The sequence below is a fragment of the Leptospiraceae bacterium genome, assembly GCA_024233835.1.
Taxonomy (GTDB): Bacteria; Spirochaetota; Leptospiria; order Leptospirales; family Leptospiraceae; genus JACKPC01.
The window spans coordinates 242,406-268,110 of sequence record JACKPC010000004.1 but is presented as its reverse complement, the minus strand read 5'-3'; the positions used below and the strand labels follow the sequence as shown (position 1 = coordinate 268,110).

27 protein-coding genes and 1 tRNA gene are annotated in these 25,705 nt (G+C 37.2%); 7 read left to right on the top strand and 21 right to left on the bottom strand.

Features of this window, described 5'->3' with window-relative positions:
• Nucleotides 1-7: 7 nt before the first annotated feature.
• Nucleotides 8-472 (top strand): chemotaxis protein CheX, encoded by a 465-nt coding sequence (locus H7A25_19200; protein ID MCP5502035.1) that lies wholly within the window; start codon nt 8-10, stop codon nt 470-472.
• Nucleotides 473-624: 152 nt separating this feature from the next.
• Here H7A25_19200 and H7A25_19195 read toward each other — a convergent pair whose 3' ends face one another.
• From H7A25_19195 to H7A25_19160, 8 genes are all read right to left on the bottom strand, one after another.
• Nucleotides 625-1,554, bottom strand: coding sequence for a tetratricopeptide repeat protein (locus H7A25_19195; protein ID MCP5502034.1), 930 nt, complete (start codon nt 1,552-1,554; stop codon nt 625-627).
• A complete protein-coding gene (locus H7A25_19190; GenBank protein ID MCP5502033.1) occupies nt 1,551-2,285 on the bottom strand; it encodes a hypothetical protein in 735 nt (244 codons plus the stop codon). Before H7A25_19190 ends, H7A25_19195 begins: the two co-directional genes overlap by 4 nt.
• 111 nt (nt 2,286-2,396) lie before the next feature.
• Nucleotides 2,397-3,638 carry an ATP-dependent Clp protease ATP-binding subunit ClpX gene (gene clpX / locus H7A25_19185; GenBank protein ID MCP5502032.1) on the bottom strand — a complete coding sequence of 414 codons (1,242 nt, stop codon included), beginning with the start codon at nt 3,636-3,638 and terminating at the stop codon, nt 2,397-2,399.
• 10 nt (nt 3,639-3,648) lie between these two features.
• The gene (locus tag H7A25_19180; protein MCP5502031.1) at nt 3,649-4,263 is read right to left on the bottom strand and encodes an ATP-dependent Clp protease proteolytic subunit; all 615 of its coding nucleotides are present in this window, start codon (nt 4,261-4,263) and stop codon (nt 3,649-3,651) included.
• A gap of 10 nt (nt 4,264-4,273) precedes the next feature.
• Nucleotides 4,274-5,617, bottom strand: coding sequence for a trigger factor (tig, locus tag H7A25_19175; protein MCP5502030.1), 1,344 nt, complete (start codon nt 5,615-5,617; stop codon nt 4,274-4,276).
• A gap of 32 nt (nt 5,618-5,649) precedes the next feature.
• Nucleotides 5,650-5,721 (bottom strand) — tRNA-Gly (locus H7A25_19170).
• 58 nt (nt 5,722-5,779) lie between these two features.
• Nucleotides 5,780-6,352: an arylesterase gene (locus H7A25_19165; protein MCP5502029.1), complete on the bottom strand. Its 573-nt coding sequence runs from the start codon at nt 6,350-6,352 to the stop codon at nt 5,780-5,782.
• A gap of 77 nt (nt 6,353-6,429) precedes the next feature.
• Complete coding sequence (locus H7A25_19160; GenBank protein ID MCP5502028.1) at nt 6,430-6,732, bottom strand: hypothetical protein; 303 nt, start codon at nt 6,730-6,732, stop codon at nt 6,430-6,432.
• 157 nt (nt 6,733-6,889) lie between these two features.
• Here H7A25_19160 and H7A25_19155 point away from each other — a divergent pair, with 157 nt between their 5' ends.
• Nucleotides 6,890-8,209, top strand: a complete 1,320-nt coding sequence (locus tag H7A25_19155; GenBank protein ID MCP5502027.1) for an ATP-binding protein — start codon at nt 6,890-6,892, stop codon at nt 8,207-8,209.
• 42 nt (nt 8,210-8,251) lie between these two features.
• Here the strand turns inward: H7A25_19155 and H7A25_19150 are convergent, their stop codons facing one another.
• Together H7A25_19150 and H7A25_19145 are read right to left on the bottom strand one after the other, a co-directional pair.
• Nucleotides 8,252-9,379 carry a hypothetical protein gene (locus tag H7A25_19150; GenBank protein ID MCP5502026.1) on the bottom strand — a complete coding sequence of 376 codons (1,128 nt, stop codon included), beginning with the start codon at nt 9,377-9,379 and terminating at the stop codon, nt 8,252-8,254.
• Between the two features lie 97 nt (nt 9,380-9,476).
• Nucleotides 9,477-11,030, bottom strand: a complete 1,554-nt coding sequence (locus tag H7A25_19145; GenBank protein ID MCP5502025.1) for a HEAT repeat domain-containing protein — start codon at nt 11,028-11,030, stop codon at nt 9,477-9,479.
• Between the two features lie 161 nt (nt 11,031-11,191).
• Between H7A25_19145 and H7A25_19140 the strand changes: the two genes are divergently transcribed.
• Nucleotides 11,192-12,901, top strand: coding sequence for a bifunctional (p)ppGpp synthetase/guanosine-3',5'-bis(diphosphate) 3'-pyrophosphohydrolase (locus H7A25_19140; GenBank protein ID MCP5502024.1), 1,710 nt, complete (start codon nt 11,192-11,194; stop codon nt 12,899-12,901).
• Between the two features lie 201 nt (nt 12,902-13,102).
• Here the strand turns inward: H7A25_19140 and H7A25_19135 are convergent, their stop codons facing one another.
• On the bottom strand, nt 13,103-13,435 hold the full coding sequence (locus H7A25_19135) for a hypothetical protein (protein ID MCP5502023.1): 333 nt from the start codon (nt 13,433-13,435) through the stop codon (nt 13,103-13,105).
• A 42-nt stretch (nt 13,436-13,477) separates the two neighbouring features.
• Here H7A25_19135 and carA point away from each other — a divergent pair, with 42 nt between their 5' ends.
• Nucleotides 13,478-14,569, top strand: a complete 1,092-nt coding sequence (gene carA, locus H7A25_19130) for a glutamine-hydrolyzing carbamoyl-phosphate synthase small subunit (GenBank protein ID MCP5502022.1) — start codon at nt 13,478-13,480, stop codon at nt 14,567-14,569.
• Here the strand turns inward: carA and H7A25_19125 are convergent.
• The 6 genes from H7A25_19125 to H7A25_19100 all read right to left on the bottom strand — a co-directional run bounded on the left by H7A25_19125 (nt 14,566) and on the right by H7A25_19100 (nt 18,932).
• Nucleotides 14,566-14,910, bottom strand: a complete 345-nt coding sequence (locus H7A25_19125; GenBank protein ID MCP5502021.1) for a hypothetical protein — start codon at nt 14,908-14,910, stop codon at nt 14,566-14,568. The genes carA and H7A25_19125 overlap by 4 nt on opposite strands.
• A gap of 39 nt (nt 14,911-14,949) precedes the next feature.
• On the bottom strand, nt 14,950-15,390 hold the full coding sequence (locus H7A25_19120) for a hypothetical protein (GenBank protein ID MCP5502020.1): 441 nt from the start codon (nt 15,388-15,390) through the stop codon (nt 14,950-14,952).
• Between the two features lie 256 nt (nt 15,391-15,646).
• A complete protein-coding gene (locus H7A25_19115; protein ID MCP5502019.1) occupies nt 15,647-16,216 on the bottom strand; it encodes a hypothetical protein in 570 nt (189 codons plus the stop codon).
• Nucleotides 16,217-16,350: 134 nt separating this feature from the next.
• Nucleotides 16,351-17,085 carry a lytic transglycosylase domain-containing protein gene (locus tag H7A25_19110; protein ID MCP5502018.1) on the bottom strand — a complete coding sequence of 245 codons (735 nt, stop codon included), beginning with the start codon at nt 17,083-17,085 and terminating at the stop codon, nt 16,351-16,353.
• Nucleotides 17,086-17,488: 403 nt separating this feature from the next.
• Complete coding sequence (locus H7A25_19105; protein MCP5502017.1) at nt 17,489-17,878, bottom strand: CBS domain-containing protein; 390 nt, start codon at nt 17,876-17,878, stop codon at nt 17,489-17,491.
• A gap of 13 nt (nt 17,879-17,891) precedes the next feature.
• On the bottom strand, nt 17,892-18,932 hold the full coding sequence (locus H7A25_19100) for an HlyC/CorC family transporter (protein ID MCP5502016.1): 1,041 nt from the start codon (nt 18,930-18,932) through the stop codon (nt 17,892-17,894).
• Nucleotides 18,933-19,066: 134 nt separating this feature from the next.
• Between H7A25_19100 and H7A25_19095 the strand changes: the two genes are divergently transcribed.
• Nucleotides 19,067-19,882: an SH3 domain-containing protein gene (locus H7A25_19095; GenBank protein ID MCP5502015.1), complete on the top strand. Its 816-nt coding sequence runs from the start codon at nt 19,067-19,069 to the stop codon at nt 19,880-19,882.
• Between the two features lie 43 nt (nt 19,883-19,925).
• Here the strand turns inward: H7A25_19095 and H7A25_19090 are convergent, their stop codons facing one another.
• Together H7A25_19090 and H7A25_19085 are read right to left on the bottom strand one after the other, a co-directional pair.
• Nucleotides 19,926-20,822: a 5-bromo-4-chloroindolyl phosphate hydrolysis family protein gene (locus H7A25_19090; GenBank protein MCP5502014.1), complete on the bottom strand. Its 897-nt coding sequence runs from the start codon at nt 20,820-20,822 to the stop codon at nt 19,926-19,928.
• An 11-nt stretch (nt 20,823-20,833) separates the two neighbouring features.
• A complete protein-coding gene (locus H7A25_19085) occupies nt 20,834-21,889 on the bottom strand; it encodes a toxic anion resistance protein (protein MCP5502013.1) in 1,056 nt (351 codons plus the stop codon).
• Nucleotides 21,890-22,067: 178 nt separating this feature from the next.
• On the opposite strand from H7A25_19085, the gene H7A25_19080 reads away from it, so the two are divergent.
• Nucleotides 22,068-22,850 carry a hypothetical protein gene (locus H7A25_19080; GenBank protein ID MCP5502012.1) on the top strand — a complete coding sequence of 261 codons (783 nt, stop codon included), beginning with the start codon at nt 22,068-22,070 and terminating at the stop codon, nt 22,848-22,850.
• Between the two features lie 56 nt (nt 22,851-22,906).
• On the top strand, nt 22,907-23,464 hold the full coding sequence (locus H7A25_19075; GenBank protein MCP5502011.1) for a DinB family protein: 558 nt from the start codon (nt 22,907-22,909) through the stop codon (nt 23,462-23,464).
• Nucleotides 23,465-23,549: 85 nt separating this feature from the next.
• Here H7A25_19075 and hemB read toward each other — a convergent pair whose 3' ends face one another.
• Both hemB and H7A25_19065 read right to left on the bottom strand, forming a co-directional pair.
• Nucleotides 23,550-24,515, bottom strand: a complete 966-nt coding sequence (gene hemB / locus H7A25_19070; protein MCP5502010.1) for a porphobilinogen synthase — start codon at nt 24,513-24,515, stop codon at nt 23,550-23,552.
• Between the two features lie 15 nt (nt 24,516-24,530).
• The gene (locus H7A25_19065) at nt 24,531-25,679 is read right to left on the bottom strand and encodes a hypothetical protein (protein MCP5502009.1); all 1,149 of its coding nucleotides are present in this window, start codon (nt 25,677-25,679) and stop codon (nt 24,531-24,533) included.
• Between the last annotated feature and the right edge of the window lie 26 nt (nt 25,680-25,705).

Below are 25,705 nucleotides of genomic sequence, written 5' to 3'. Positions count from 1 at the left end.
ATTTAGAATGGAAATTAGAGCAGAGTTCGTAAACCCTTTCATTGAAGCGGCCTCTTTGGTGTTCAGGCAGACACTTGAGATTGAACTAATCCGTGGCAAACTTAGAATAAAAGATACACCGGCTCCCAATTATGAGGTCGCGATTGTTATAGGAGTAATAGGGGCCTATAAAGGAGAGGTTGTTTACAGCATGAATCTGGATTGTGCTTATAAAATGGCAAGAAAGCTCATGCCCGGACTTGATGACGAAGCCGTAAAGGATGAATATAAGGATATTATTGGGGAAATCGGAAACATGACAACCGGTAACGCAATTAATATCTTTAGCTCCAGCGGTCAAATGGTAGACATTACAACTCCGAATATCATCGAAAAAGATGATCCTTCTATTCGCTTCAGTAATACAACCACACTATCTTTAAACCTCTATTCGAAAATGGGACAGATAGAAGTAAATATAGCTATATTATAAGCTTTCCTTTAGATATTTGCCGATATCTGAGCTTTACGGAAATGCAGGTCGCCAGGTTGGTGAGTAGTAGCCATCGCCCCTTCGATATAATTGTTACACAATCACTCAGGGAGCGATGGATGGGCGACGACAGAGACAGGTTCCCCTTTCGTTTAGAATTTCCCTTTTCTCTGTTTAACTTCCTTTAAATAGATACTTTTTTTAAAATAGGGATTTGATTGACTGTTTAAAAAAATATTATAGTATTTTCTGGCTTTTTCATGGTCCTTGACAGTCTGATCTCCTCGCTCGTAAATAAGGGCACTGAGATATACAGCATCATCTATATACTCTGTATTCGGATGGTGTAAAATAATACGGGATAAATAATCCAGGGATTGTCGGTATTCAGCCATTTTATAATGCAAAGAGGCAATAGTCCATAAAGTCCTCGGAATTAGTTCAGAACCCTCCGGAGCTTCTGTAATAATTTTTAAATAGTAAGGAATTGCTTCATCCTTTTCTTCTTTAAAGGAACCCGAGTTTTCTAATCCATTTCCCAGTTCAAAATACGCCTGAAATTTCAAATCTTCCCGGGAGGCATCCAGACCTGTGATAAGCGATTCAGCTTCGGATTTTTTTCTATCCAGGGCCAGTAGTCTTATCTTATCCAATTTCGCTTTATCTGCAAATACTCCCTGTTTACTGATAGATTCATCTAATTCTGTTCCACCGGTTTTTAGCCTGGAACGATTGATATAATACTTTGCCCTTTCAAAAGGAGGAAGAGATTCATCGTTGTTTTTCTTTTTGCCTTTTGCCTTTCTTTTAATATCCTTTAAATTAGGTAGTTCTGACTCTTCTGTTCCCTCACCGGATAAACGCTTCAAACCAGATGAGTTTTTAATTTCACCGGAAGAAGAGGAGTCTCCTTTCGAAATTTTATTCTCAGCAGAACTATTCTCTTCCGTATTGTTCTGACTTTTTTCCTGTGCATAAGATTCCGTAGAATCCTTTGGAAAAGGTAAAAAAATTTCTTTATCTTCCGCAAATAAAATCGTCGAGAAAAGTAAGAAAGCAAAAAAACGGATATAAAATTTCATTGTGAACCTGCTTCTCCCGTTTTTTCCAATTCTGGTTTTTTCTCTGCTGGCTTTGGACTTTCTTCTGATGGTGCTTCTGTTTTACCCTTCTTTGTATCAGGCTTATCTATGAAATCGATTTTCCGTGTTCTTTCTAAGACCTGGGGTTTTTTATCCTTTTCCCGAATCGTCATTTCTCCATCAATCAGATCCTCTGAAATAGCAGGTTTGGGTTTTTCTTCTCCAGGTAAATAGTTCGAATCAGAAATCGGGTTAGATTCCACTTCTTTATCTTCAATATCGTATAAGGGTGCTCCGGAATCTTTTTGCTTAATTGTGCGTAAAGATTTACTTTCGAGGAGTTTTCTATCACTCTCAATTAAATCAGCATTTACTCCGGGTGTTTCCTTATTCTGGAAGTATTCATAACGATTCTCTTCCCTGTATTGAGAATCATTTAATAACTCGGACATATCCGGCATCCGAATATTTTTTCGTTTACGGTTGTATTCTTTTTCTATTTCTTCCTTAAAAAGAGTTCGGGTATCTTTAGCCAGATCCTGACCGACCTGTGATGCGCTCTTTTTACCATAAGACCAGCCAATATAAATCCCATATACAGCACCTATGGCTATAATAATGAAAAAAACTGCTTTTAAAAGATTGGCTATGGTTTCGGGAATTTTACTTACCAGCTCATCTAAAAAATCAAGATATTTACGGAGATTAAGTTTTCTTAAGAAGTCCATCATACTATTTTTCGGAAAGATTTCAAAAATAATTATGAGCTTTTCGCTTTTTTAGAAATGGAGAGAAAGCAAAGGGCCTGGCGAACCACCTATGGCTCGCTTTCCTTACCGAATTCAGGCTATTTTTTCGTCAGGCTTAAGAATGAAAAGGGGTTCTTCTTTATTCGCTACGGTTTCTCTTGTCACCACTACTTCCATTACATCTGAGCGAGAAGGTATCTGGAACATAATATCAAGCATGATGTCTTCAATAATAGCCCGCAAACCCCTGGCTCCCGACTCTCTTTTTATTGCCTGTTTGGCGACTTCTTCAATGGCATCATCTGTGAACTTTAAAGTTACATTCTCCATCTCAAACATCTGCATATACTGCTTCATAAGAGAGTTTTTAGGTTCTGTAAAAATCCTTTTTAAAGATTCAATATCTGCTTCCTGTAACGTAGCAATAATAGGAAGTCTTCCCACAAATTCAGGAATCAAACCGTATTTCAGCAAATCCTCAGGAATTACATGTTGTAGGGTTTCTGAGTCCGGAATATCTTTTGAAATTTCAGAATTTCGGTTATCAAAGCCAATATTCTTTACTCCGATACGAGCTTTGATAATCTTATCCAGATCTACAAAAGCCCCTCCGCAAATAAATAGAATATTTTTTGTATCAACAGCAATGTATTCTTGATGAGGATGTTTACGCCCTCCCTGGGGAGGAACATTTGCAACAGTTCCTTCAATAATTTTTAACAGGGCCTGTTGTACCCCTTCACCGCTTACATCTCTTGTAATAGAGGCACTATCTGTTTTTCTAGAAATTTTATCAATTTCATCAATATAGATAATTCCAAGCTCTGCTCTTTTTACATCATTATCAGCATTCTGAATAAGTTTCAGAATGATATTCTCTACATCTTCCCCTACATAGCCAGCTTCCGTCAAAGCTGTAGCATCTACAATAGCGAAAGGAACTTTTAGGATTTTGGCGAGAGTCTGAGCCATGAGAGTTTTTCCACTACCGGTGGGTCCGATAAGTAGAATATTGGATTTGTCTAATTCAATATCATTTTTATTAGAATTATAATGAATTCTTTTATAGTGATTATAGACTGCAACTGCCATTGCCTTTTTGGCTCTTTCCTGACCTATAATGTATTGATCTAAGATTTTATTTATATCCCTCGGTTTCGGAACTTCACCCAAAAGAGCGGGTTTATCCAGACCCTGATTCGGCTCTTCCGAAATGATTTCATTGCAAAGACTGATGCACTCATCACAGATGTAAACACCCGGTCCTGCAACCAGCCTTTTCACCTGATCCTGTTCTTTACCGCAAAAAGAGCAATGTAGTTTTTCTTTATTCATATTGACTTAATCAGGCGTTGTCTTTCTTTTCTTCAGAAGTATTCTTTCTGTCTTTTATAACATTATCAATAAGTCCGTAGGCTTTTGCTTCTTCTGCTGTCATATAAAAGGCCCTTTCAATATCTTTCTCTATAGTCTCTGATGGTTTTCCTGTATGACGACTGTAGATTTCGATCATGTTTCTCTTTTCACGGGTAATTTCATTAGCAGCAATTTCAATATCACTGGCCTGACCTGTTGCCATACCGTAAGGTTGGTGTAACATAATCCTGGCATTAGGTAAAGCTGAACGCTTTCCTTTGGAACCTCCGGCCAGAAGTAGAGAGGCCATAGAAGTTGCTTCTCCAATACATAGAGTTCTTACTTCCGGTTTTATATATTGTATGGTATCATAGATAGCCAGACCGGAAGAAATGTAGCCACCCGGTGAGTTTATGTAGAGATATATATCTCTTTCCGGATTATCTGCTTCCAGAAAGAGAAGTTGAGCGGTTACTAAATTGGCATAATTATCATCAATTCGATGGCCGATAAAAATAATTCGATCTTTTAAAAGCCTCGAAAAAATATCATATTGCCTTTCTCCCCTGCTGGTTTGCTCGATAACGTATGGCATTAAACTCATGTTTTTTTCCTTATTCTTTCGATGATAGTATCTGGTTGGCTTCTGCTACAGAAATTTCTTTAACCAGTTTCTTATCTGAATTATCGATTAGAAAATCAAATATTTTTTTAAATTGAAGGTTTTCGGAAATTCTGGCTTTTTCTTCGTTTCCGGGTTCCGACTGTCTTTGGCCCGGATTCTCAATTTCGCCCTGAAGCTTTCCAAAATACTCAAGAACTTCCTCATCAGATACAGAAATATTTTCCTTGTTAGAAATGGAGTTTAAACAAAGAAAATTCTTAATTCTTCTGCTGGCTGCTTTTTCGAGATTTTCGAGTATCTTCTCCTTATCATCACCGGTTTTCTCGGCAAACTCAGCGAGGTTCATTTGAGGAAGGTTATTCCTATGCAAATGATCCTGGAAGATATTATTGGCTTCCGTAAGAATCAAAGAACGGGGGATCTCAAAGTGAGAATTTTCTATTATTTTATCTAAAATGATAGCAGTATATTTTTCCCGGAAATAATTAGCATAATAGCTTTGAACATTAGAAGCTATTTTTGCTTTGAGCTCATTCAGGGTCTGCGTTCCATCCCATTCGATAGCTAATTCATCGTTAATCTCCGGATAGGTAGCCGAGCTAATGGCCTGTACATTTATTTCATACTGAAATGTTTTTCCTGCAAATTGTCGGTTCGCATAATCTTCCGGGTATGTATACTCGAAATGCTTCTCTTCTCCAACTCTTAAACCAAGGAAGTTTACATCCATACCGGGAGGGTTATCAGGTTTTCCGATGAAATAGCGAATATTACTTTTTGGAAATTGTTCCTTCTTATTATCTTCACCTTTTGGATAAGTTATAATATCTACTTCCAGCATATCGGTTCCGGCTGATACTTCGGACTCTTCTTTTAGTTGAAGTTTCACGAGCATTGACTGAATCTGCTGGATTTCTTTATCCACTTCTTCGTCACTTACTTTAATTTCGTAAGTTTCGAGAGGTATATTCCTGTATTCGCCAATTTCAGCAACAGGTGCAGTTTCATAATTCGCCTTAGCTACTAAGGTTTCATTCCTCTTGAACTTTTCAACTTCAAACCTTGGATGTGAATAAGGAGTATGCTCTAATTTCGGATATAAATCTTTCATTGTATCGGACAAAAGAATATTAATAGCATCTTCCGATACAGATTCTCCCAAAATCCGCTTTACCATATCAAGTGGCGCTTTGCCCTTTCGAAAACCCTTTATATTAGCAGTTTTCTGTGCTTGCTGATAGGCTTTTTGAAAAGCGGCTTCAATTTCATCAGGGGTGAAGGTAAAATTTAGATCTACCGAGGCGTTATTGTTCTTGGTTACTGTGTATTCCATTGTGTATCATTTATGTAGAAAGGATAGAGTTGAGCGGGAAACGGGACTTGAACCCGCGACCCCCTCCTTGGCAAGGAGGTGCTCTACCACTGAGCTATTCCCGCAAAGATGGTATGTGACCATTTAATTTCCCTATTTATATTTGTAAACTAAAAACTTAATTTATTTTGCTAACAATTTCTGAACAGAAGGGTACAATGTTTCTGCTAACAACTCATGTCCTTTTACTGTAGGATGTATTCCATCGCTCTGATTCAAGGAAGGAATTCCGGCTACCTTTTCTAGTAAAAAGGGACTTAGTGGAACATTTTCTTTTTTGGAGATTTCTACATAAAGTTTATAGAAATCCTGTGTGTATCTCGGTCCTAAATTTGGAAACGTTCTCATGGGAACCAATAGAATTTTTACTTTTGGATTTTTGTCCCGAACTTTTTGTATAATGGCAGTCAGATTCTTTTTAATAAGCGGAATCGGAATTCCTCTCATAGAATCATTCGCTCCGAGCTCCAGGACAAACACATCTACTCCTTCGGAAATCACCCAGTCCAATCTTTCCAGTCCGCCTGAAGTTGTATCTCCACTCAGGCCTGCGTTGACATACTCATAGGAATAACCTTCCTTTTTCAGCTTTGCATAAATTAAAGATGGAAATGAAAATGCCTCGGAAGGTAATTTATAACCGGCCGTCAGGCTATCTCCAAAAAAAATTAATCTGGGTTTGGATTCTTTTTTCATTGCTAAAAGTGGTTTTTTATTTTCCGTCTTCTCCTTACAAAAAAAGGATAAAATTAGAAATAAAAGAAAACTTATTCTCAATCTGTTTTCTCCAGTTTTTTAGGCTCCTGAACACTCAGATTAATGACTTTTTCTTCCGGTTTGGGTTCATTTATTGGTTTCTCTGTTTTATCTTCCTTTTTTCGAAAAAGTCGAACTGTATCGGGAATATATGCACCAATTAAAATGAAAACAAGCCCGGCTACTGTCCAGGTGTTTAATAAGGAATCCATGGCAAGTCTGTCCCAGCGAACATAGAAAATACTAATAAACCAGCCTGTCATCATTAGCACAAGGCTAATCAGGTGCGGAAGAAGAAATAATTTGATTCGTCTTAGCATAGTTTTTAAGTTTTTAAAATAGCGGATGTTTGAACAAGATTTTTTTTCAAGTGGAGTGACTTTTGATATTTCAATAAAAATAACCCTTATTTTTTAAAGGATACTTATAAAATCATCCTTTACTTTTTAAAAGCTCTATTTAAAATATACTGGTTAAATGGAAAGATTAATTCAATATAAGATGAGAGTATGGAAGGATTCTGACAGGCGCAAACCCCTTATTATTCGAGGAGCCAGACAGGTTGGTAAAACATATACAATAAAAGAGTTTGGCAAAAAATATTTTCAGCATACGGTTGTGATTGATTTTGAAAAAGAAAGGAATATAAGGACAATCTTTGAAAACTCCCTGGAACCCCAAAAAATCATTCAATCTTTGGAGCTTATTACAAAAAAGCCTATTATACCGGGAAAAAGCCTTTTATTCTTTGATGAGATCCAGGCCTGTCCCGATGCAATTATAGCTCTCAGATATTTTTATGAAGAAATGAAAGAGCTGCATGTTATTGCAGCAGGTTCTTTATTAGAATTTTCAATATCAGAAATTTCATTCCCTGTTGGAAGGATTCAATTTCTGAATATGTATCCTTTAAATTTTCAGGAATTTTTATTGGCTACCGGAAACGATAAAGCAGCCACTCTTATTTCAAATGTATCGATGGATATAAATGAATGGGAACATGATATTCTTTTAAGAGAACTACGTACCTATTTTTTTATTGGCGGAATGCCGGAAAGTGTGAAAGCTTTCCGGGAAACAGCCAGTATCCTCGAATCTCATGAAATCCATAAAGAATTACTTCAATCATTCCGGGAAGATTTTTCTAAATATGCACCTCAGTCTGACAAACAGTGCATAGAAGATGTTTTTTATAACTCAGCCAAAAATATTGGTAATCAGATTAAATATACGAACCTTTCTGATTCTTTTTCCTCACCTACTGTTAAAAAAGCTCTCGAAACCCTTATAAAAGCAAAGTTAATTACAAAAGTCCCTTCCATACACAGCCTGGAACCTCCCTTGAATTCCCAAATCAACCATAAAAAATTTAAGATAATCCTACTGGATATCGGTTTATGGCAACAATTAGGAGGAATACTACCTGCCCATGAAATTTTGGAAACTAACCTATCGAATTTATACAGGGGAGCTCTGGCAGAGCAATTTGTCGGACAGGAGCTCCTTGTCGGATTTAATGAATTACGATATTGGTATAAAGATAAAAAAAGCAGTAATGCAGAAGTAGATTATATTTTAGAAAAAGAGAATCAAGCGATTCCTATTGAAGTAAAAAGTGGAAGTGCCGGTTCTTTGAAAAGCTTACATCAACTTTTTGAATTAAACCCGGAAACTCCCTACTCTATAGTTTTTTCATCTCGACTTCCGGGCTTAATAGCAGAAAAAAAAATAATTTTTCTTCCTCTCTACTTTGCCGGTGCGATTCAGAACGCTCAGTTTTCGCTTAAGCCTAAATAAAGTAGATGTGCCCAATAGCACATCTACTTAAAAAAAGACTATTTAGAATTTCATATTCATAGAAAGGAATATGCTCTGCCTTTTGTCAACATTGGAAGGATTCGGGCCTAAGGGTGCCATAGAATCTGCAATAATTTTTGGCATGTTTCCGGAAAGCAAATCCATAAAACCTACAGCGTCTTTGTTTTTTACTTTGGATTTGGCTATTTTATGAGTCACACTGGAACTGGAATAACCAATACCAAAAGAGAATTTCTCATTGGCCTGGTAATTATAAGCGATACTCATATTGGTTCCGGAAATCTCCAGTTCATTATCTCCCTTAAATTTTATTGTTCCGGGCATGGCGGGCATACCAGGAAAGATTGAAACTGATGCCGTATTTTTATTTTCGTATTTTCCCAGTCCTTTTCCATAACGATACTCAAGCCCCAGATCCAGGCTATGTCTGTCCATGATAGGAAGGGTGTATAGGAAACCCAGAGGGATTTCTGCATAGTATTCCGAGTTGGTAATGGCATACATGTCCGGAATATTTAAACCGCTAGTAGCAATAGGAGTAACTGTAGTCGTTGGAGAACCTCCTGTAGTAGCAGAACTAGTCATCCTAATAACTCCGGAAGTACTTCCCATGGTATAAGGTGCATTGATTTTGGCGGCATCTGCCCTTATTACGAAGCCTAATCTGAGCCGAAGACCTTCGAGGTATTTTTCGTTTCTTCCCTTGAAAATATGTAAATCAGCAAGGTAACCGAGGTTTCCCAGGTCCAGCTTATTATTATTATAAGAAACCAGGTAATTACCCTGAGTGTTGATAGCCATATTTATTGAAAAAAAGTTTATGGCTGTAGCACTTGATACGAGCTGAAGAGAACTGATACTATCATTCTTTAAGCCAGCATAGCCAAGAATAATATGGTTAGTTAGGAATCCGGATCCAAAATTAAAATCCAGGTTAATTCCGGTTCCCTTCATTTTGCCCGCATCCATGGGCAATTCATTAAAAAAACTGCCTTTTATTAATTCATTGGTTAACCTTGCATTTTTTGTTTGAATTGCATTTTTCACGGCTGCTGAATCTACACTTTCGGAAGAAATTTTCAGTGTAAATCCGGATTCTGCAAAAATGTTGGTTGATAATAATACTAAAAAGATTATTATTTTTTTCATTTAAAATATCCCTCTTATATTTTTTTAGCCATTTTAAATCTCTTTAATTTTATTTCATAGTTTTTTTTATGTAGAGTTTGTTTAGATATACCTTTTTTTATTTCCCTTTTCTCTCCCACCAAATTTTCCAATCTTGAACCTGATATATTTTTTCGCCGGTTATATGGTTTAAAGCAGCGATAATAAGAGAGCGATTTTGACTTTCTCCTTCCTTTTCCAGTTGAGAGATAAGAAAAGGAATACTTTGACCATCTTTTCTTTGCTCCATAGCTTGAAAAGCAGCTCGCCTCATAGAAGAGTCTGATTTTTTTGCTCCCTCATGTAGAATATCCAGGGCCTTCTGTCCCGGAATGTTGGCGATCGCCGAATAGGCAAAATAAGCGGATTCTTTCTCTTTTGTTTTTTTTTCTAAAACATTTAGAGAATCCTCTAATCGAAGAGAGGATAGAGCCTGTATAGCCAGAAGGGATAATTTCCTGTCCGAACTTTCAACCGCATTTTTTAAGGGCTCCAGGGCTTCTTTGGCTTCCAGTATTCCAAGGGCCCAGACAGCTCCATATCGTCCCTCTCCCTCTTCCTCTTTTAATACCTTTAACAAAGTTGGAACACTCTGACTTTCTCCCATCCAACCCAGAGATTGGGCAATTTTCTCCCTACCCGGTAAAGTTGTATCCAATAGAAATTCTTCAATCCTGGTTCTCGCTTTTGTATACTTATATTTTCCCAGGATAAACGTTAAGTAAGGAATCAATTTCGATTCTTTTTTTTGTAAACGAGACAAAACAACTTCTGCTGTTATTACATCCGGAATTTCCGCCAAAATATTACTGGCTATAATTTTTAATTCTTCCTGTTCATTATTTAATAAAGGTAATACAAGACGATTCACTTTGGGAGAAGCTATTTTAATTAAAGCAAGCTCGGCGTTTTCTATTCCCTTTGGAAAATTAGCTTTTAAAGCATTTACTAAGATTGGAATTGCTTTTTGACTCTGAATTCTACCCAGAGCCAGATAAGCTGCTGCCAGAGTGGGAGAGGGAGAACTGTTATTAGCAAGTTTGATTAAATAAGATTCACCCTCTTTTATTTTTAAATTTCCTATCAACATGGCGTAGGTTTTTGCTTTTTGGGGATCTGTATTTTGGTTCGCCATTTTCAGGATACTGTTTTTTTCAAATGTAGCTTGGTTTCGGATCAAAGCTTTCATTGCAAGCAATCTGCGTGTATTTGAATCATCTTCCATAAAGGGAAGTATATACTTTACTACCTTTGGTTCTGAAAATTTGGATAATGCATCCAGGAGAATTTCAGGAGAAACTACTTTATCTTCTTCTAACATGCGAGCAATTCTGATACAGGATGTTTCATCCTGAAAATGAGAAAGAACCAAAGCAGCGGTTCCCCGGACTGCTGCTTCAGGATCTGTATCCAGCAATTTACGAATTTCCGGAATAAATTTCCTTCCTTCTATTCTCTGTATTTCAACGAGAATTCCCGAACGCTCAGTCCAGATAGGAGAGTGTAATTTTTTTGTGATTTCTTCTTCTGTTAGGTTTGCAGTGCTAGCTATTGAAGTTGAGCTTCGACTTAAAGGTTTTGGCGGACCACAAAACGAAATGAAAATAAAAATCAAAATGAAAACTTCTTTCATCCTTTACCTACTTATAAAGCAACATGCTTAAAAATTAAACTGTTTGTCATTACATCGTAAAAATTTATTTTTAAAAAAACAAGTTGTAATTTTATTCTTCTGAGGTCTAAACTGGTAAACCGGTTTAGCTTTACCGGGCAATAAAATTTCCGGAGGTGATTATGAGCATAAGCAAGAAAAATATTAGTCTTGAATTCTTGCTTGATACATTAAAGACAAAATACCCGGAAGAGACATTCCAATTACTGGAAGAGGCCAGAAAAGTAGCCAGAGAACACTGTGAAGATTTTTCAGAGTTCGACTTCAGTAAATGCTACTCTATCCCTATTTCCTGCATTCTTATTCAACTAGAGGTAAACACAGAGGTTTTACTGGCAGGATTCCTGCACGGAGCCGGTGTTCGCTCCACAGAATTTATTGGTAGGGAATTTGGTATCGAAGTTATGGCCCTTTTGAACGGAGTGAATGATTTAGACTTCGTAAATCAACCGGGGACATTTGTAAGAGAGAAAAAAATAAAAAAGACTGTTATTGAGAATTTACGAAAACTCATACAGGAAAAAACCTCTGAACCGGGAGTACTTGTAATTAAACTGGCAGAAATTGTCTGGAAGTTAAGAACCCTTAAACATGTGCAGGGAAATGAACAAATTACTCTTGCAAAAGAAGCGCGAAACTTATATGCTCCTCTTGCCGGAAGACTTGGAGTTTATCTTTTGAAATGGGAATTAGAAGACCTTGCTTTTTCAATTTTAGAGCCAAACTCATATTCTGAATTAAAAAAACTGGTTTCCGAAAAAAGGGAAGAGAGAGATAAATATATTCGTTCTATTCTTCAGACTGCCGAAACAGTTCTTCGCGAACAGAATATTTACGCAAAGATAATTGGGCGAGCCAAACATTTTTATTCTATTCATAAAAAAATGCAGAGTAAACATAAGAATATCAAACAGATTTTTGATATTCAGGCCATCCGTATCATTGTGAATTCTGTGGAAGAATGTTATAAAGCTCTGGGCTTGATTCATACCCTCTGGTCTCCTATAGTCGGTCGCTTTAAGGATTATATAGGTAAACCCAAGGAAAATATGTATCAATCTATTCATACTACAGTAAAAGATGAGAGGGGAAGAACTATAGAAGTTCAAATACGAACCTTCGAAATGGATAGAATCGCCGAACTGGGTGTAGCAGCTCACTGGGTTTATAAAGAAGGTTTAAAGCTGCAAAATAATTCAGAGTCTAATGGGGAAGTGAAAGAAACTATAGTCTTTACTCCTATCGGAAAAATGATTCGATTAAAGCCCGGCTCTACTGTTTTAGATTTTGCTTTTAAAGTACATACTCAACTCGGATTACATGCAAGAGGAGCTATTATCAATCAGAGGATGATTCCCTTACAATACAAATTACAATCGGGAGATAAAATTGAAATTATTTTTGATAAAAAACAAAAACCCTCGATCCATTGGTTGCAATTTGTTCGTTCCGGCTCTGCCAGACAAAAAATTCGCAGGTATTTAAAATCCTTAGAATCAGAAAAAAGAAGCGAAGAACAAATTTTTCCTCCTGGATTTACAGGAAAACGTCACCTTCTTCTTAATGGAAATAAAAACAGGCATCCCGTAAAACCCAAGCCTCCACAATTAAAGGAGAGTAATACAATTTCTATAGAAGGTGATAGGAATATACTTTTTCGTTTCGCTTCCTGTTGTGCTCCGGAACCGGGAGATCAAATACTGGGTTATGTTACACGAGGAAGAGGAGTTACCATACATAGAAGAGATTGTATTATGCTCAGAAAAAATGTATCGACAGTTCGCCTTATTGATGTTGATTGGGATATAAAATCTTATAGGGAAAGTGCCTGAGAAAATCGAACGAATTATTAACAGGGGAGCACTAACTCTCCAAATTATTTCCCTTTCTAAGATCCATGGTTTGAGTCATGGGTCTTAGAAAGAAAGACACAAAAGATAATTACCTAGCTATCGGTTTGGACAGAGACTCATTGAAAATAAATTAAGGTATAATACATAGCTTTTTAACAATCATTTGGAAGTTAAGCGAAATTATTTATTCTTTTTTCGTTTCATCGTAAAGGGAAGGTTTAGTAGCTTTAAGTTTCTATCTACATTCATTAAACAGGACAGGCCTTCCGTTATGCCCATTTGTTCGTCATCAAATACGCATTTACAATTTTCACAACTTCCATTCCAGCAGTGCTTTTTTAAGCTAATTTCAAACTCTTCTGTAGTTAAAGCAATGTAGTGAAAACCCCGGAGCAAGCAAACGGAACCGGGAATATAGTATTTTTTACCTTCAATTTCTATGGGTAATAAATCATGGTTTATGTTTTCACCGAAAAGAATTTTGAAAGATTTATCACCTGAATCAAAAAGCATTTAATTGACCTGTATAGAACAGTATGAAACATGTAATATTAAATGAAAGCATTTTTAGTTCTGGAAAACGGAGAAGTGTTTGAGGGAGAATCTTTCGGTTACGAAGCTTCCTCTGTGGGGGAAGTGGTTTTCAATACTTCTATGGCAGGTTACCAGGAAATTCTAACCGATCCTTCCTATTGCAAGCAAATAGTAACCCTTACGTATCCTATGGTGGGAAATTATGGGATCTGTGATGAAGACATGGAATCCGATAAAATTCAGGTGAGTGGTCTCATTGTAAAAGAGTATGTAGACTATCCTTCCAATTTTAACAGTAAGGAAACCCTTCGTGAATTTTTAATTCGTTATAAAACTCCGGCCATACAGGGGGTGGACACCAGGAAATTAACCCGAATCATTCGCTCGGAAGGAGCCCAGAGAGGAGGTATCTTCTTTGGAGAATCCTTTTCTGAAAGTTTTCGGAAAGAAGTATTTCAATTTCCGGGTCTTTTAGGGCTCGATCTGGCTAAAGAAGTGAGCACCAAAAAAGCTTATGAGTTCGGAACGAAAGGTAAGGGGAATCTGCAATTAGCTGTATATGATTTCGGAATAAAAACTAATATATTAAGGAAATTGAATGAGGTTGGCTTTGATGTGAAAGTTTTTCCGGCTAGAACACCGGCAAAAGAACTTTTGTCTCAGGGTTTTGATGCTTTCTTTCTTTCGAATGGACCCGGTGACCCGGAACCGGTTGAGTATGGCATTGAGAATGCGAAAGAGATACTCAAATCCAAGAAGCCGGTATTTGGAATCTGTCTGGGGCACCAGATTTTAGGTCTGGCCATGGGACGTAGAACAGAGAAGTTGAAGTTCGGTCACAGGGGAGGAAATCAACCGGTAAAAAATACCCGCACCAATAAGGTAGAGATTACCTGCCAGAATCATGGATTTACCGTAGTAGGTGGAGATAATTCGGAAACTCCTATCACTCATGTAAACCTGAACGATGAAACCATTGAGGGGATAAAAGTTCGAGATCTCCCGGTCATTTCGGTGCAATATCACCCCGAAAGCTCACCAGGCCCGCATGATGCAGATTATATATTTAAAGAGTTTTTTGAACTCGCCCGATCACATCGGTATCTGGTTTAGGTCTGTTCTTCCTGGCTTGTTTCACTTTTTCGCATAATGTTAATTTTTGCCTGAGCAAGCCGACGAAGTTCTATCATTTCTTTTACATGATACTGAAGAATTGGATCAAATTCAACTTTTGATTCCATTTCTTTCAGGGTATTGCGTATAAAAAGATAATCCTGAAGTTTATTGATCCTGCTGGTTAAAATGAGTTTTCGAACAATATCAAACTCATACCTTCTAAAATGAATTCGAACTAAGAATTGAACGGAAAATTGGGTGGAGAGTCTTTGCCAGCGGCTATCCAGAGGTTTTTTTTGAGATGGGTTCTGTAAGTCTTCAAATTCATTTTCTTCCATTACTCTTTCCTTTTTATACAATAATGAATTCGGCTAATTTTATAAAACCTTACCATCAATTTCGTCTAAAAAGTCTAAAACCTCTTCAAAAGATTGTATATATCCATCGATTTGTATATGGAACCATTCCTCAAGTGAGTTTCTATCGCTATAGGCCGGGAAAAAATCCTTATTTCGTATGTATTTTGCAAACATAAAATGAAAAACGTCTTTACCGAATTCAGTAAAGAAGTCTTCTATATTTTCATCGTTCATGAAAGATGGGACATGGAAAGATTCAACATGATTAAGAATTTCATCATCTTCCAATTCTATTGGAGAATCCATGTTTTCATAGGTATCTTTTACCCAGTCTAAAAACTTCTTTTTGCCCTGGATGCGAATGATGGAGACGGAATCATCCGTATCAAAATCTTCTAGATCCTCGTTTTCGGGGTCAAACTCGTCACCGAGTCCGTGAAAATCTCTATCGTTGCTCATAAAATTCCCCTTTTTTCTACTCTATAATTCTCTAGAAAATCTGTCATTTCATTTATTTATCCGTCGAATTCGAGCTATGGTTTTACCCAATCTTTAATCTATTTAGACGTATGGAATTAGTTTTTTGAAAGAACTTTTAGTAATCTTAATAGGGAAGGTCCGGATTTACTAAAGAAGAGAATAGATTGAAGTTAAGCGAAATTTACAAAAGAAAATAGAAGAAGGCAGATGCTCTTGCCTTCTTTTATGATGGAAATTACTCAGCCTTATTTCTGAGTTCTTTTTTCTTTCCTTGAATTGACTGTGTAGTTCTTTTGAACATTTTAGCCAGTTCTATATTGGGTTTATCTATATTTTTTTTCAGCTTTTCAATATCTTTCTTGCTCCAGGATTTTCCAGTATTATCTACATCAATTCCCATTAGTTGCATACGAATAACTTTTTTCTTGGAATTTATAGATTGCAGAGAGCGCTTGAACAGCTTGATAAGCTCTTTTTCAGGTTTATCTATGTTTTCTTTAAGCTTTGCAAGCTCCACTTCGGTCCAGGGTTTTCCTGCTTTGCTCAGATTACCCGGAGTTTCCAGTTTTCTCCTTCTGGTTAGAGTGTTTTTACTGGCACGTTCTTTCCAGAATTCATTGTGCTTTTTCGCTGCATCTAAATCGGCTTTAGAAAAGTTATTGTCTTTCAACCAGATTTTAGTTAGATATCCTTTTTTTTGAGCGGAAAGGTCAGATTTGATTGTAAAAGTTATCCAATCATCCAAAGTTTTGATTGTGCTAATTTTCTTAAGCGTTGTTTTGTCTACCATATTTTCTATCACCATTCTATTTTATTTATTTTTATTTATTTGGGGAGTTTCCTCCCCAAATAGTTAGACATAGAATCTCTTTTCAAAGAAAACATGATTTTCTTTTTTTTCAAGTTTTTTTTGCTTATAAAGAAAATTTTTTCGCTAAATTATTTCTCTTCTTTTTTAAATTCCTTATAGTATTTTCTTACTTTTTTTACATAATTAATGGTTTCTTTATAAGGAGGAATCCCTCTATAACGTTTAACTACAGCCGGACCGGCATTATAAGCAGCTACAGCCAAATCCAAATTGCCAAACTTTCCTATCAGGTATTTCATAAATTTAGTTCCACCTCTGACGTTATCACGTGGTGATAGAATGTCTTTTACTTTTAAACGCTTGGCAGTGGCAGGCATAAGCTGCATCAACCCTCTTGCTCCTACATGGGACTTTGCGTTGGGGTTGAAGTTCGATTCAGCTCGTACGATAGCTTTAATAAGAGCTGCTTCTACTCCCTGTTTGGCTGCTTCTTCCTCAATAATAGAGATAATTTTGGAATATTTACCATCACGGGAGAATTCAAAACGGCTATGCTTGGGTTGCTTTTCCGGTTCTGGCTCAATTTCTTTTTGAGCAAGTTTTTTTAGCTCTTCAGTACATTCTTTCTCGAAACTTGCCAGGTTACTTTCGCTGATAATTTCACCGGCTTCATTTTCAATGCTGTTTTGAATTAAAGAAACACCTAAATCTGCATTGCAATTCAGACAATTTGTACCCTGTTTCTTTTCTTTATATTCCCTTGCTTTTCTTTCTATACAGGGATTTATAACTTTCGCTTCTTCTTTGCTTGCCCTGCTTCCTGTTTCCGGGTTACAGTTTGCAAGCACTGTAATTAAAATCATTATTGTGCCGAGGATTTTCATGGGAACCCTCCTTCCTGTTTTCAAAATTTTTTTTCGCTTATATGACCAGCTTTTTTTAAGCCTCTGGGATGTCAAACCTTATTATATTTGCCGCTTTCTAAAAAAATAACTATGTTATTGGATAAAAATTCAATATATTGAACGATGATTTTGAGAAAAATACGTTATACGATATTCGAGATTGGGAGGATAAAAATGTAGGGAATATTATATTTTGTCTGAATGCACTTTGAATAGAAGGATTTCGGATTTTTATTCAGGAATAGTGTCCCTTCCAAAAGTCAGGATTGCTTTTTCACAGTAGGCGAGCCATTGGTGGCTCGCTTGATGCACAGAAAAAATGGAGGCTTGCAGAAATGTGTAATCCGGAATTATAGAATTTTTAGGAACTCGCTACGAACCGTAGTATATCTGTGGAGGTAAGAATTCCAACCATCTCATCTTTCCTATTCATTACTATGATTGCATGAATTTTGTTGTCTACCATAGCTTTAGCGGCATCTACAACAGAAACATCTTCATAATAGGAGAAAATTGGATGGGTCATGATCTCTTTGGCCATGACCGGTTTATCCTTGGCTTTAATGGTTTGTACGATAGTAATATAGTTTTCTACATCTTTGTTGGAAATCATTCCTATAATATTTTGCTCCATATCTACGACAGGAATATGGTGGATTCGATTCATCGTAAACATTTCAACCATATCGAGTACCGGAGTATCCTGGGGTATCGTAATCACCTTTTTGGTCATTAAATCTTTGATTTTCATACTCATATCCTGTTTAATTGCTTAATTTATTTCTTCTCTCTTTGCGGGCCAGAGACTGCATATCTTCGATATTATCTAGTTCATCCATAATTTCAAGCCCTAAAAGTGCCTCCATGATATCTTCCATAGTAACAATTCCTACAGTTCCACCATACTCATCGGTTACGAGAGCAATATGCTCTTTCTCGGTTAATAGCTTATTAAAAAGCCGGGGGATAGGCAGGTGTTTATAGACTACGAGGATTTTTCGACTTATGTCCTTGAGGTTTTTTTGTTTGGGTTCGTCTTTCTTTAGAAGTTCGTTTAGAAGATCGTTCATCAGGATATAGCCGGTTATATGGTCAATATCTTCGGTATAGATAGGGATCCGGGAGAAATTGTTATTCTTTGTGGTTTCGTAAAATTTCTTTAAACTTATATCTTCAGGGGCTGCATGTAATACATTTCTGGGTGTCATGACATCTTCCGCCTTGAAGCTATTGAAACGAAGAAGGTTCTGGATAATCGTAAACTCTTCCTGTTTTAGCATTCCTTCTCTGGCACTGATTTTCGCCAGGGCGGCAAAGTCGGCTTTGCTCAAAACGCTGCTTCTTTCTGTATCTGATTTTAAGATACCGGTTAAATACTGACTTACAAGAATGGCCGGGTAAAGCGGTGAGTATATAAGGACTTTCAGGATAGCTGCTGCCATAGGAGCGAGTGTTTTCCAGTAATTTGCTCCCAGGGTTTTGGGAATGATTTCTGAGATAATAAGAATAGTCAGAGTTAGTAAAACAGAAATTAAAGATAGGTATTGGTTTCCGAATACGACCTGCGCCTGGGCTCCCACTCCGGCAGCACCGAGGGTGTTGGCAAAGGTATTTAAAGTAAGAATGGCAGCCAGGGGTCTATCAATATTTTCTTTGAGTTTTTGTAATTCGTGTCCGGATTTCTTTCCTTCTTCTATTTTAATACTGATATAGGCCGGTGTAACACTCAGGATAGTGGATTCTAAGAGAGAGCAAAAAAAGGAAAAGAAAATCGCAACAAACAGGTAGAGAAATAATAATTCCATTGGGTTAAGATGGGCGAATGCCCGAGCATAGATCCATGAATCGAAAAAGATTAAAAAAGGAAAACGAAAAAACTCTTTTCCTATAAAAATTATCCTGAATACTTAACCGGATAAACCTATAAAGAGGAATTTGTATGAGTAAGTTTTTACTGAATCTATGGTTAATTTTGTCTTTCTTTAGCTTTTTATATGCGGAGGAAGTATCCCTTTCCAATTCTGCCACTGCGTCTTATTACGAAAAGAATCAGAAAGCCTATGCTTTTGGAGGAAGGATTAATGTACGTTCGGCTGCAACTACGAAGAGTAAAAAAGTTTACGGTCTAAAAGATGGAGAGGAAATCACTCTTTTAAACCGGGAAGAAAAAACGGAAAAGATAGGACAGAGAGAAAACCCCTGGTATAAGGTGAAAAATAAAGAGGGAAAAATTGGTTATATGTTTGGAACTTTCATTGCCCTGCATAAGTTTTCAGGCGAGGGAACAGACTTTTTCCTTTTAGGCCAGGAAGAAAAGGATCCCAAATCTTTTTCTCTACGCTATTTTTCTCAGAACAAACTTTCCTATACAGTAAAGATTCCAAGTATTCCCGTCTCCAGCCTCTCTGCTTCATTTCAGAAAGATTATCCGGGAAAAGGACTTTCTTTGCTTCTGTTGAAACTAAATGAAGGTGATTCCTGTCCGAGTTCCACTCAGTATTTGTTATACGAAGTCGGAAGTAAAAAAGCGAACCTTCTCAGAAAGAAAGTAGGAGGAGCCGATCCGCCTGTTTCCCAGGTTTTTTTATATAAATTTCAAAAAGATAAAAAAGGAAATACTATGATTGAGGAACGAGAAGAACTCACAGATGATGAGGACAGCAGCGGAAAACCCATTTATTCTTCTATTGTAAATCGAACTCTTGTCTATAAAAACGGAAAAATACAGCAGGTAAAAGAAACAAAAATTAAATAAATTTTGTATCCCAAAGGGTTCAGGCATGCCTGAACCCGTATATCTACATGCCTTCCATTTTCATGGTTTTTTCCATAACGGTGATTTCTGTATCCAGATCCATAATGTCATTGGAAAGGAGTTTCGCATAATGTTTTTCAAAGGCTTCTTTCAAGGAGTCGAGGAGTCTATCTACCTTTTGTAAGGATTCTGTTAATTCTTTAGATACTACTTTTTGTTGAGACAGATTGTTGTACTGTCTCAGGATTTTCATGGTAGTATCGAGGTAGTAGGAGAGGAATTGCCTTGACATTTTAATATCCGCGGGATCCTGTTTAAAATTCTCAAAGATTTGTTCAATTAGACCCGTGATTTCTTCCACTTTTCGCTTGATACCGGGATCTACGATTTTTTTAGAAATATCTCGAATTTCTGAAAGTTGCTTTTCCCCATTAGCCATGACCTCTTTATACATTTTAGCAGTATGGGCATCGACTTTTTTGAGAATCCGTTCTTCTTCCTCTTTGTCTTTACGCCTGCTTCTAAAAAAGCGAAAAATACTCAAAGGATAATTAAAAAACTTTTTATAGGATGCCTTAATGCTACCGGTTATTACCGAACCAAGATGATAGAGGGAAAGTCCGAAATAACTGAAGGTTGCAAGAATATTGTCAGTGACTCCACTTCCTCCCCAGAGTTGACCTGCGGCAAAACCCAGAAGGGCCATAAAAGCTTGAAGAAAGGTAGCCTCCTGTGCATGGGCTTTTACAAGTTCGGATTTCCCACCTTTTGCTATCCAGATATAAATGGGAAAAAACATGCTCACGAGCATACTGATTACAAAAGGAAAGGCGACACCCTTTATTAAGAGTACAAATAAAAGGGGATAAGCTAAGAGTAAAGAAAGGTGGGCCCGTCTTGCCCAGGCCTTTTCTTCCTGTTCTTTTTCATTTTCCGGCATAATTTTCCTTCTTATCTAATTTCTAAAAGCTTAGATTTAATTTCATCTTCCATGCGAGAAAGTTCGCCTTCAGCTTCTTTGCGTTTTTTCTTCCCTTCTTCCTGGATTTTGATAGTTTCATCGATAGTAGAAATTAAATCATTGTTTATTTTCTTCAGTGTTTCCAGCTCAATAATGCCTTTTTCTGCTTCTTTTGCAACTTCGATGGTTCCGGTTTTTAACATTTCGGAATTTTTAGCTAAAAGATCGTTCGTAGTTTTCGTAACTTCCTGTTGGGCAGAAAGAGCCTTTTTCTGGCGTAAGAGACCTATTGCAATCACCATCTGGTTTTTCCAGAGGGGAATTGTATTTAAAATGGAACTCTGAATTTTTTCTACCAGAACCTGGTTTGCGTTCTGGATAAGGCGGATTTGCGGACCGGTCTGTAAAGATAACATTTTGCTTAGTTTGAGATCATGAATTTTTTTCTCGAAACGATTTACCATTTGGGCAAAGTCCTGGTATTTTTGAGCGTCTACGGGGTCTCCACTGGCCTCGCTTTTCTTCTGTAATTCGGGTAGATCTTTCTCCTGTAGTTCTTTTAACCTTAATTCTCCGGCCAGGATGTAGTGATTGAGCTGCCTGAAATATTCCAGGTTTTTCTTGTACATATTATCAAACAGGGTTATATCCTTGATAAGATTCATCCGGGATTTATGCAGCTCATCGATGATTTTCTCCAGTTGTTCGCTCAGGGTATCATACTGGGCAATGAATTTGCGGGATGAGTTTACAAGAGAGCCTAAAAATGGGATTTTGGAGATGAAGCTATCTTCCTCACTCAAACTGTCTACATCCAGATCTTTCATTTTTAGCATCAGGCTGGAAAGTATTTCTCCCGTTTCCCCGGTGTCCTTGGCCCTGATTTGTGAAAGAACCTGGTCTGAAAACTCAGAAATGCTTTTTTGAGCTTCCACTCCGTACTGGATTACCATCTGGGAATCATCTATGTTAATCTGTTTGGCAAGTTCTCTGACTTTTTGTTGATCCTCCGGAGCGAGATCACTAATAATCTCTCCCACCTGCATTTCTTTTTTTACCTGTTCGGTTATCTGTGTTGCCTGTGCCTGTTGTTGGGCTGCACCTTCTGACATTCATCCACCTCCTATTTTAGCACCTATTCTATGAGAATGAACCTTTAAATCAAGTTTTTTCTTGTAAAGGAAAGTATACAACTTAGACTTTAGTTTAAAGCAGGAGATTTGTATGAAAAAGTATTTGATGCGCTGGTTTGTGTTTCTTTTCATTTTTTTTACTTTTGAGGGTTGTTTTGAAATCGTCCATTATCTCGATTGGAAACAGGACGGTTCTGTGGAATCAAGCTGGAGTTTTTCTATATCCAGTGCATTATTAAACGATAAAAGTTTACCGGGAGGAGGGGCGGCCAAGGAGAATATCCCGGAAAAATTTAAAAATTCCCAGGATGAAGTTAAAGGAAAGATCGGACAATATGTGAAAGATTTGAAGTTTCAGGAAACCAAAGATGAATTTGAATACGGTTTTGAAATCCAGTATACTATAAAAGATCTAAAACAACTTCCGGATAAACTTATGGTAGAAGATGGGTATCCACTTCTTCCCCGTTACAGTCAAAAACGTAATAGTTTAATTTTTACTTTTATGCCCAAGGATAAAAATGGTAAAAATGCAGAAGATACTACTCTTTTACATCCTATTAATGATGTAAAAACTCCGGCACCTCCTTCTCCGGAAGAAGATAATCAGCAGGCCGATCCTTTTGGAGGAGGAATGGAGAAAATATTATCCCAGGTAATGTCTTCAGCTTCTTATAAAATTGTTCTGGGTGGTGAGTTTAAGCCGGTAATGGCAAAAGTGCATTCTTTGAATTCAGAAAAAACGTATGAATTACGAATTCAAAAAATGGGTTCTTTACGTCTCGTTAAGGTACCTTTTATGACCTTATTCTTAAAAGAAAAAAAGGGTTTTCATGTGGTCGTATATTTAGCTTCAGATAGCACCTCGAAGTAGGTCATTCTTTCTTTAAGGTGAGCCATCGGTGGCTCGCTTTTTTTACAGGTAAACAAATGATAGAATTAGAAAACAAAAATCCCTATTCAAAATCGGAAATATTAGCTTCCTTAAATGATGTAAGCAGGAAGGTAAGTGCTTATTACAATTCCATAAAACCTGAATATTTTTTTCATGATAAGCTCGGAGGCTGGTCACCTGCACAGAACCTGCATCATATAGCAGATATAGCAACAGGAGCTATTTTTTTACTTCGAGTACCGAGGTTTATCTTTTTAATTTTTGGAAAAGTTGAGGCTCCGAGGGACTTTCAAACTTTACTTTTTGAGTATATTGGAAGCGGTAAAGTAGTTCAACTTGGCCCCTTCGCACCCGGTAGAATTGTTGCTGAAAATGAAAGAAAAAAGATTGGGGATCTGCTGGAGCGCTGGGAAAAGGTAAACCAGGAATTGTTGGAGGTTGTGAAGTCTCTACCGGAAGAGGAATTGGATACCTATTCCCTTCCGCACCCTAGCATGGGAATGATGAGTTTGAGGGAAGTATTATACTTGCTAATTATCCATCCGATTCATCATACTTACAAGGTAGAACAAAAGTTAGCTCCTTATATGTAATTGCTCAAAAAAACGTAAACGTTAGCGAACCACCGGTGGTTCGCTCGGTTCCCTGAAAAAAGGAGCGATATGGTTATATTTTGTTTTATGTTAAAGAAGCAAATTCTTTTGCAAAGTAACTGATGATAATATCGGCTCCGGCTCGTTTGATAGAATATAAGATTTCTCGCATTAAGGCATTTCCATCGAGCCAGCCTTTTTCTGAAGCTGCTTTTACCATTGCATATTCTCCACTGACATTATAAGCTACTATAGGGATAGGATAATTATCTTTTAATTGGCGAATAACGTCAAGATAGGAAAGAGCCGGTTTTACCATCATATAATCAGCACCTTCTGAATAATCGAGTTCTGCTTCTAAAAGTGCTTCCCTCATGTTTCTGTAATCCATCTGGTAGGTTTTCTTATCTCCACCACGCGGGGCTGAGTCAAGGGCATCTCGAAATGGACCGTAGAATGAGCTGGCATATTTGGCTGTATAGGACATGATAGACGTTTCAGTGAAGCCTTCCGAATCCAGTATATCCCGGATGTATCCTACCCGGCCATCCATCATATCAGAAGGGCCTAATATATCGGCACCGGCTTCTGCCTGTCTGAGTGACATTTCTCCCAGTATTTCGAGGGTTTTATCGTTTAGGATATTACCGTTCTCTACAAATCCATCGTGACCATCCGAGCTATAGGGATCCATAGCCACATCGGTAATCACGCAGACTTCCGGGAAGTTTTTCTTGATACTGCTTATGGCTTTTAGATAAAAATTATTTTTTTGCATAGAATAGCTTGCAGTGCTATCTTTTAAGCTGTCTTCAAGTTTGGGAAATAAAACAAAGGAGTTTAAGCCAAGCTTCAGGCATTCTTCGATTTCTTTGAGCATAAGATCCGGGCTAAAGCGATAGATACCCGGCATTGATGCAATTGCAACTTTTTTACTTTCTCCTTCCTCGATAAAAAGAGGATACACGAGATTATCTAAGCTCAGGCTGGTTTCTTTTACCATATTGCGGATAACTTCACTTTTTCGGTTTCGTCTTGCCCTTCTGTGGATGTGCATTCGATTCTCCTAAAATTTATAATTATAGTGGATAGAGTAGTTCTGTTCCTGCTTAGTCGTTTGTGGAGAGTCGGAATTAAGAGAGAACTGAAAACCGGAAGGTTGTAGACTTCCGTATTCTTCAAAAAGAATCGCAGGTCTTTTTGACCAATAGACTCCTGTGATATAAGCATGAACAATTTGTATAAAATAAATCCCAAATGCAGCCGCTACAGTGGCTCTACCTTTGGCCTGAAGGGAAGATGCCGTATTTCTGGCTGCTTTTGTTTTTAGATATTTTGGAAAAAAGGTGAGAGAAAATATATCGGAAGAGCTTATTGCCGTAATCGATGTACTATTAGGATTTTCTGCTAATAAAGCTTGTTGATTTTTCTCGTATAGGTTCATTAAGAGATGGGTCTGAACAAGATCGGTTTGTTCTTTGTTGGAGGCAGCTTTAAGAGCCGTACTGCCCGAGTCATAAATTCCCCCACCGATTACAAGTAAGCTTAAGAATAATGTTGTATAAGTAATTCCGATTTCTTCTTTTCTTACATAGCTATGACCCCAACCGGGAAATAGAGCAGAACGCCAGACTAAGGACCAGGGACTTCTTTGTTTACCATAGTAGTCTTTTAGATCCGGTTCAAGTTCGAGGTATTTTTCAATTCGAGTAGTTCTCTTTTTGAGATCTTCAATTTCCACTTTTAGAGCGCTGATTTCTTCTGAGGTATTTTTAACAAATTTATCTTCCTGAGGGTGTTCTTCAGTTTCGCTTAATCCTTTTTGCTCTAATTCTTCGAGACGTTTTTGGAGTTCGGTTAATTTATTTTGAAGTTCCTCTTCTTTTTTCCTGGTTTCTTCTTTTTCTTTTTCTTCCTGCTCTTTTTTCTTTTTCGTTTCACTTTCTTTTTTTTGTTTTAGGAGATTTTTTCTGAGCTTGATTAATTCTGTTTCTACTTCTTTTTTGGCTTTTTGAGGATCGTTCGTATATACAATTCGTAAAACTTTTGTTTTGGAAATAGAATGGGTTTTCCCTTTGTATTCATATATAACCCTTTGAACGTTCTGATTTTTGATTCGGCAATTGATATAGCTACCGTCTTTAAAAATTAAAGTTTCTGAAAAAAGAGAAGATGAGAAAAAAAGGAAAATAAGAAAAAAAAAGTGAATCAACATGCTTCCAAGCTTTTGTATGGAAAAGT

Excerpts from the sequence above, each read along its gene's own strand:
- H7A25_19140 (MCP5502024.1), top strand. The coding sequence starts at position 11,192 with ATGAGCATAAGCAAGAAAAATATTAGTCTTGAATTCTTGCTTGATACA.
- H7A25_19160 (MCP5502028.1), bottom strand. The coding sequence starts at position 6,732 with ATGCTAAGACGAATCAAATTATTTCTTCTTCCGCACCTGATTAGCCTT.
- H7A25_19150 (MCP5502026.1), bottom strand. The coding sequence starts at position 9,379 with ATGAAAAAAATAATAATCTTTTTAGTATTATTATCAACCAACATTTTT.
- clpX (MCP5502032.1), bottom strand. The coding sequence starts at position 3,638 with ATGAATAAAGAAAAACTACATTGCTCTTTTTGCGGTAAAGAACAGGAT.
- H7A25_19080 (MCP5502012.1), top strand. The coding sequence starts at position 22,068 with ATGAAAAAGTATTTGATGCGCTGGTTTGTGTTTCTTTTCATTTTTTTT.
- H7A25_19115 (MCP5502019.1), bottom strand. The coding sequence starts at position 16,216 with ATGGTGATAGAAAATATGGTAGACAAAACAACGCTTAAGAAAATTAGC.
- H7A25_19105 (MCP5502017.1), bottom strand. The coding sequence starts at position 17,878 with ATGAAAATCAAAGATTTAATGACCAAAAAGGTGATTACGATACCCCAG.
- H7A25_19120 (MCP5502020.1), bottom strand. The coding sequence starts at position 15,390 with ATGAGCAACGATAGAGATTTTCACGGACTCGGTGACGAGTTTGACCCC.
- H7A25_19125 (MCP5502021.1), bottom strand. The coding sequence starts at position 14,910 with ATGGAAGAAAATGAATTTGAAGACTTACAGAACCCATCTCAAAAAAAA.
- carA (MCP5502022.1), top strand. The coding sequence starts at position 13,478 with ATGAAAGCATTTTTAGTTCTGGAAAACGGAGAAGTGTTTGAGGGAGAA.
- H7A25_19145 (MCP5502025.1), bottom strand. The coding sequence starts at position 11,030 with ATGAAAGAAGTTTTCATTTTGATTTTTATTTTCATTTCGTTTTGTGGT.
- H7A25_19190 (MCP5502033.1), bottom strand. The coding sequence starts at position 2,285 with ATGATGGACTTCTTAAGAAAACTTAATCTCCGTAAATATCTTGATTTT.
- H7A25_19075 (MCP5502011.1), top strand. The coding sequence starts at position 22,907 with ATGATAGAATTAGAAAACAAAAATCCCTATTCAAAATCGGAAATATTA.
- H7A25_19155 (MCP5502027.1), top strand. The coding sequence starts at position 6,890 with ATGGAAAGATTAATTCAATATAAGATGAGAGTATGGAAGGATTCTGAC.
- H7A25_19100 (MCP5502016.1), bottom strand. The coding sequence starts at position 18,932 with ATGGAATTATTATTTCTCTACCTGTTTGTTGCGATTTTCTTTTCCTTT.
- H7A25_19090 (MCP5502014.1), bottom strand. The coding sequence starts at position 20,822 with ATGCCGGAAAATGAAAAAGAACAGGAAGAAAAGGCCTGGGCAAGACGG.
- H7A25_19135 (MCP5502023.1), bottom strand. The coding sequence starts at position 13,435 with ATGCTTTTTGATTCAGGTGATAAATCTTTCAAAATTCTTTTCGGTGAA.
- H7A25_19110 (MCP5502018.1), bottom strand. The coding sequence starts at position 17,085 with ATGATTTTAATTACAGTGCTTGCAAACTGTAACCCGGAAACAGGAAGC.
- H7A25_19200 (MCP5502035.1), top strand. The coding sequence starts at position 8 with ATGGAAATTAGAGCAGAGTTCGTAAACCCTTTCATTGAAGCGGCCTCT.
- tig (MCP5502030.1), bottom strand. The coding sequence starts at position 5,617 with ATGGAATACACAGTAACCAAGAACAATAACGCCTCGGTAGATCTAAAT.
- H7A25_19095 (MCP5502015.1), top strand. The coding sequence starts at position 19,067 with ATGAGTAAGTTTTTACTGAATCTATGGTTAATTTTGTCTTTCTTTAGC.
- H7A25_19085 (MCP5502013.1), bottom strand. The coding sequence starts at position 21,889 with ATGCAGGTGGGAGAGATTATTAGTGATCTCGCTCCGGAGGATCAACAA.
- H7A25_19195 (MCP5502034.1), bottom strand. The coding sequence starts at position 1,554 with ATGAAATTTTATATCCGTTTTTTTGCTTTCTTACTTTTCTCGACGATT.
- H7A25_19065 (MCP5502009.1), bottom strand. The coding sequence starts at position 25,679 with ATGTTGATTCACTTTTTTTTTCTTATTTTCCTTTTTTTCTCATCTTCT.
- H7A25_19180 (MCP5502031.1), bottom strand. The coding sequence starts at position 4,263 with ATGAGTTTAATGCCATACGTTATCGAGCAAACCAGCAGGGGAGAAAGG.
- H7A25_19165 (MCP5502029.1), bottom strand. The coding sequence starts at position 6,352 with ATGAAAAAAGAATCCAAACCCAGATTAATTTTTTTTGGAGATAGCCTG.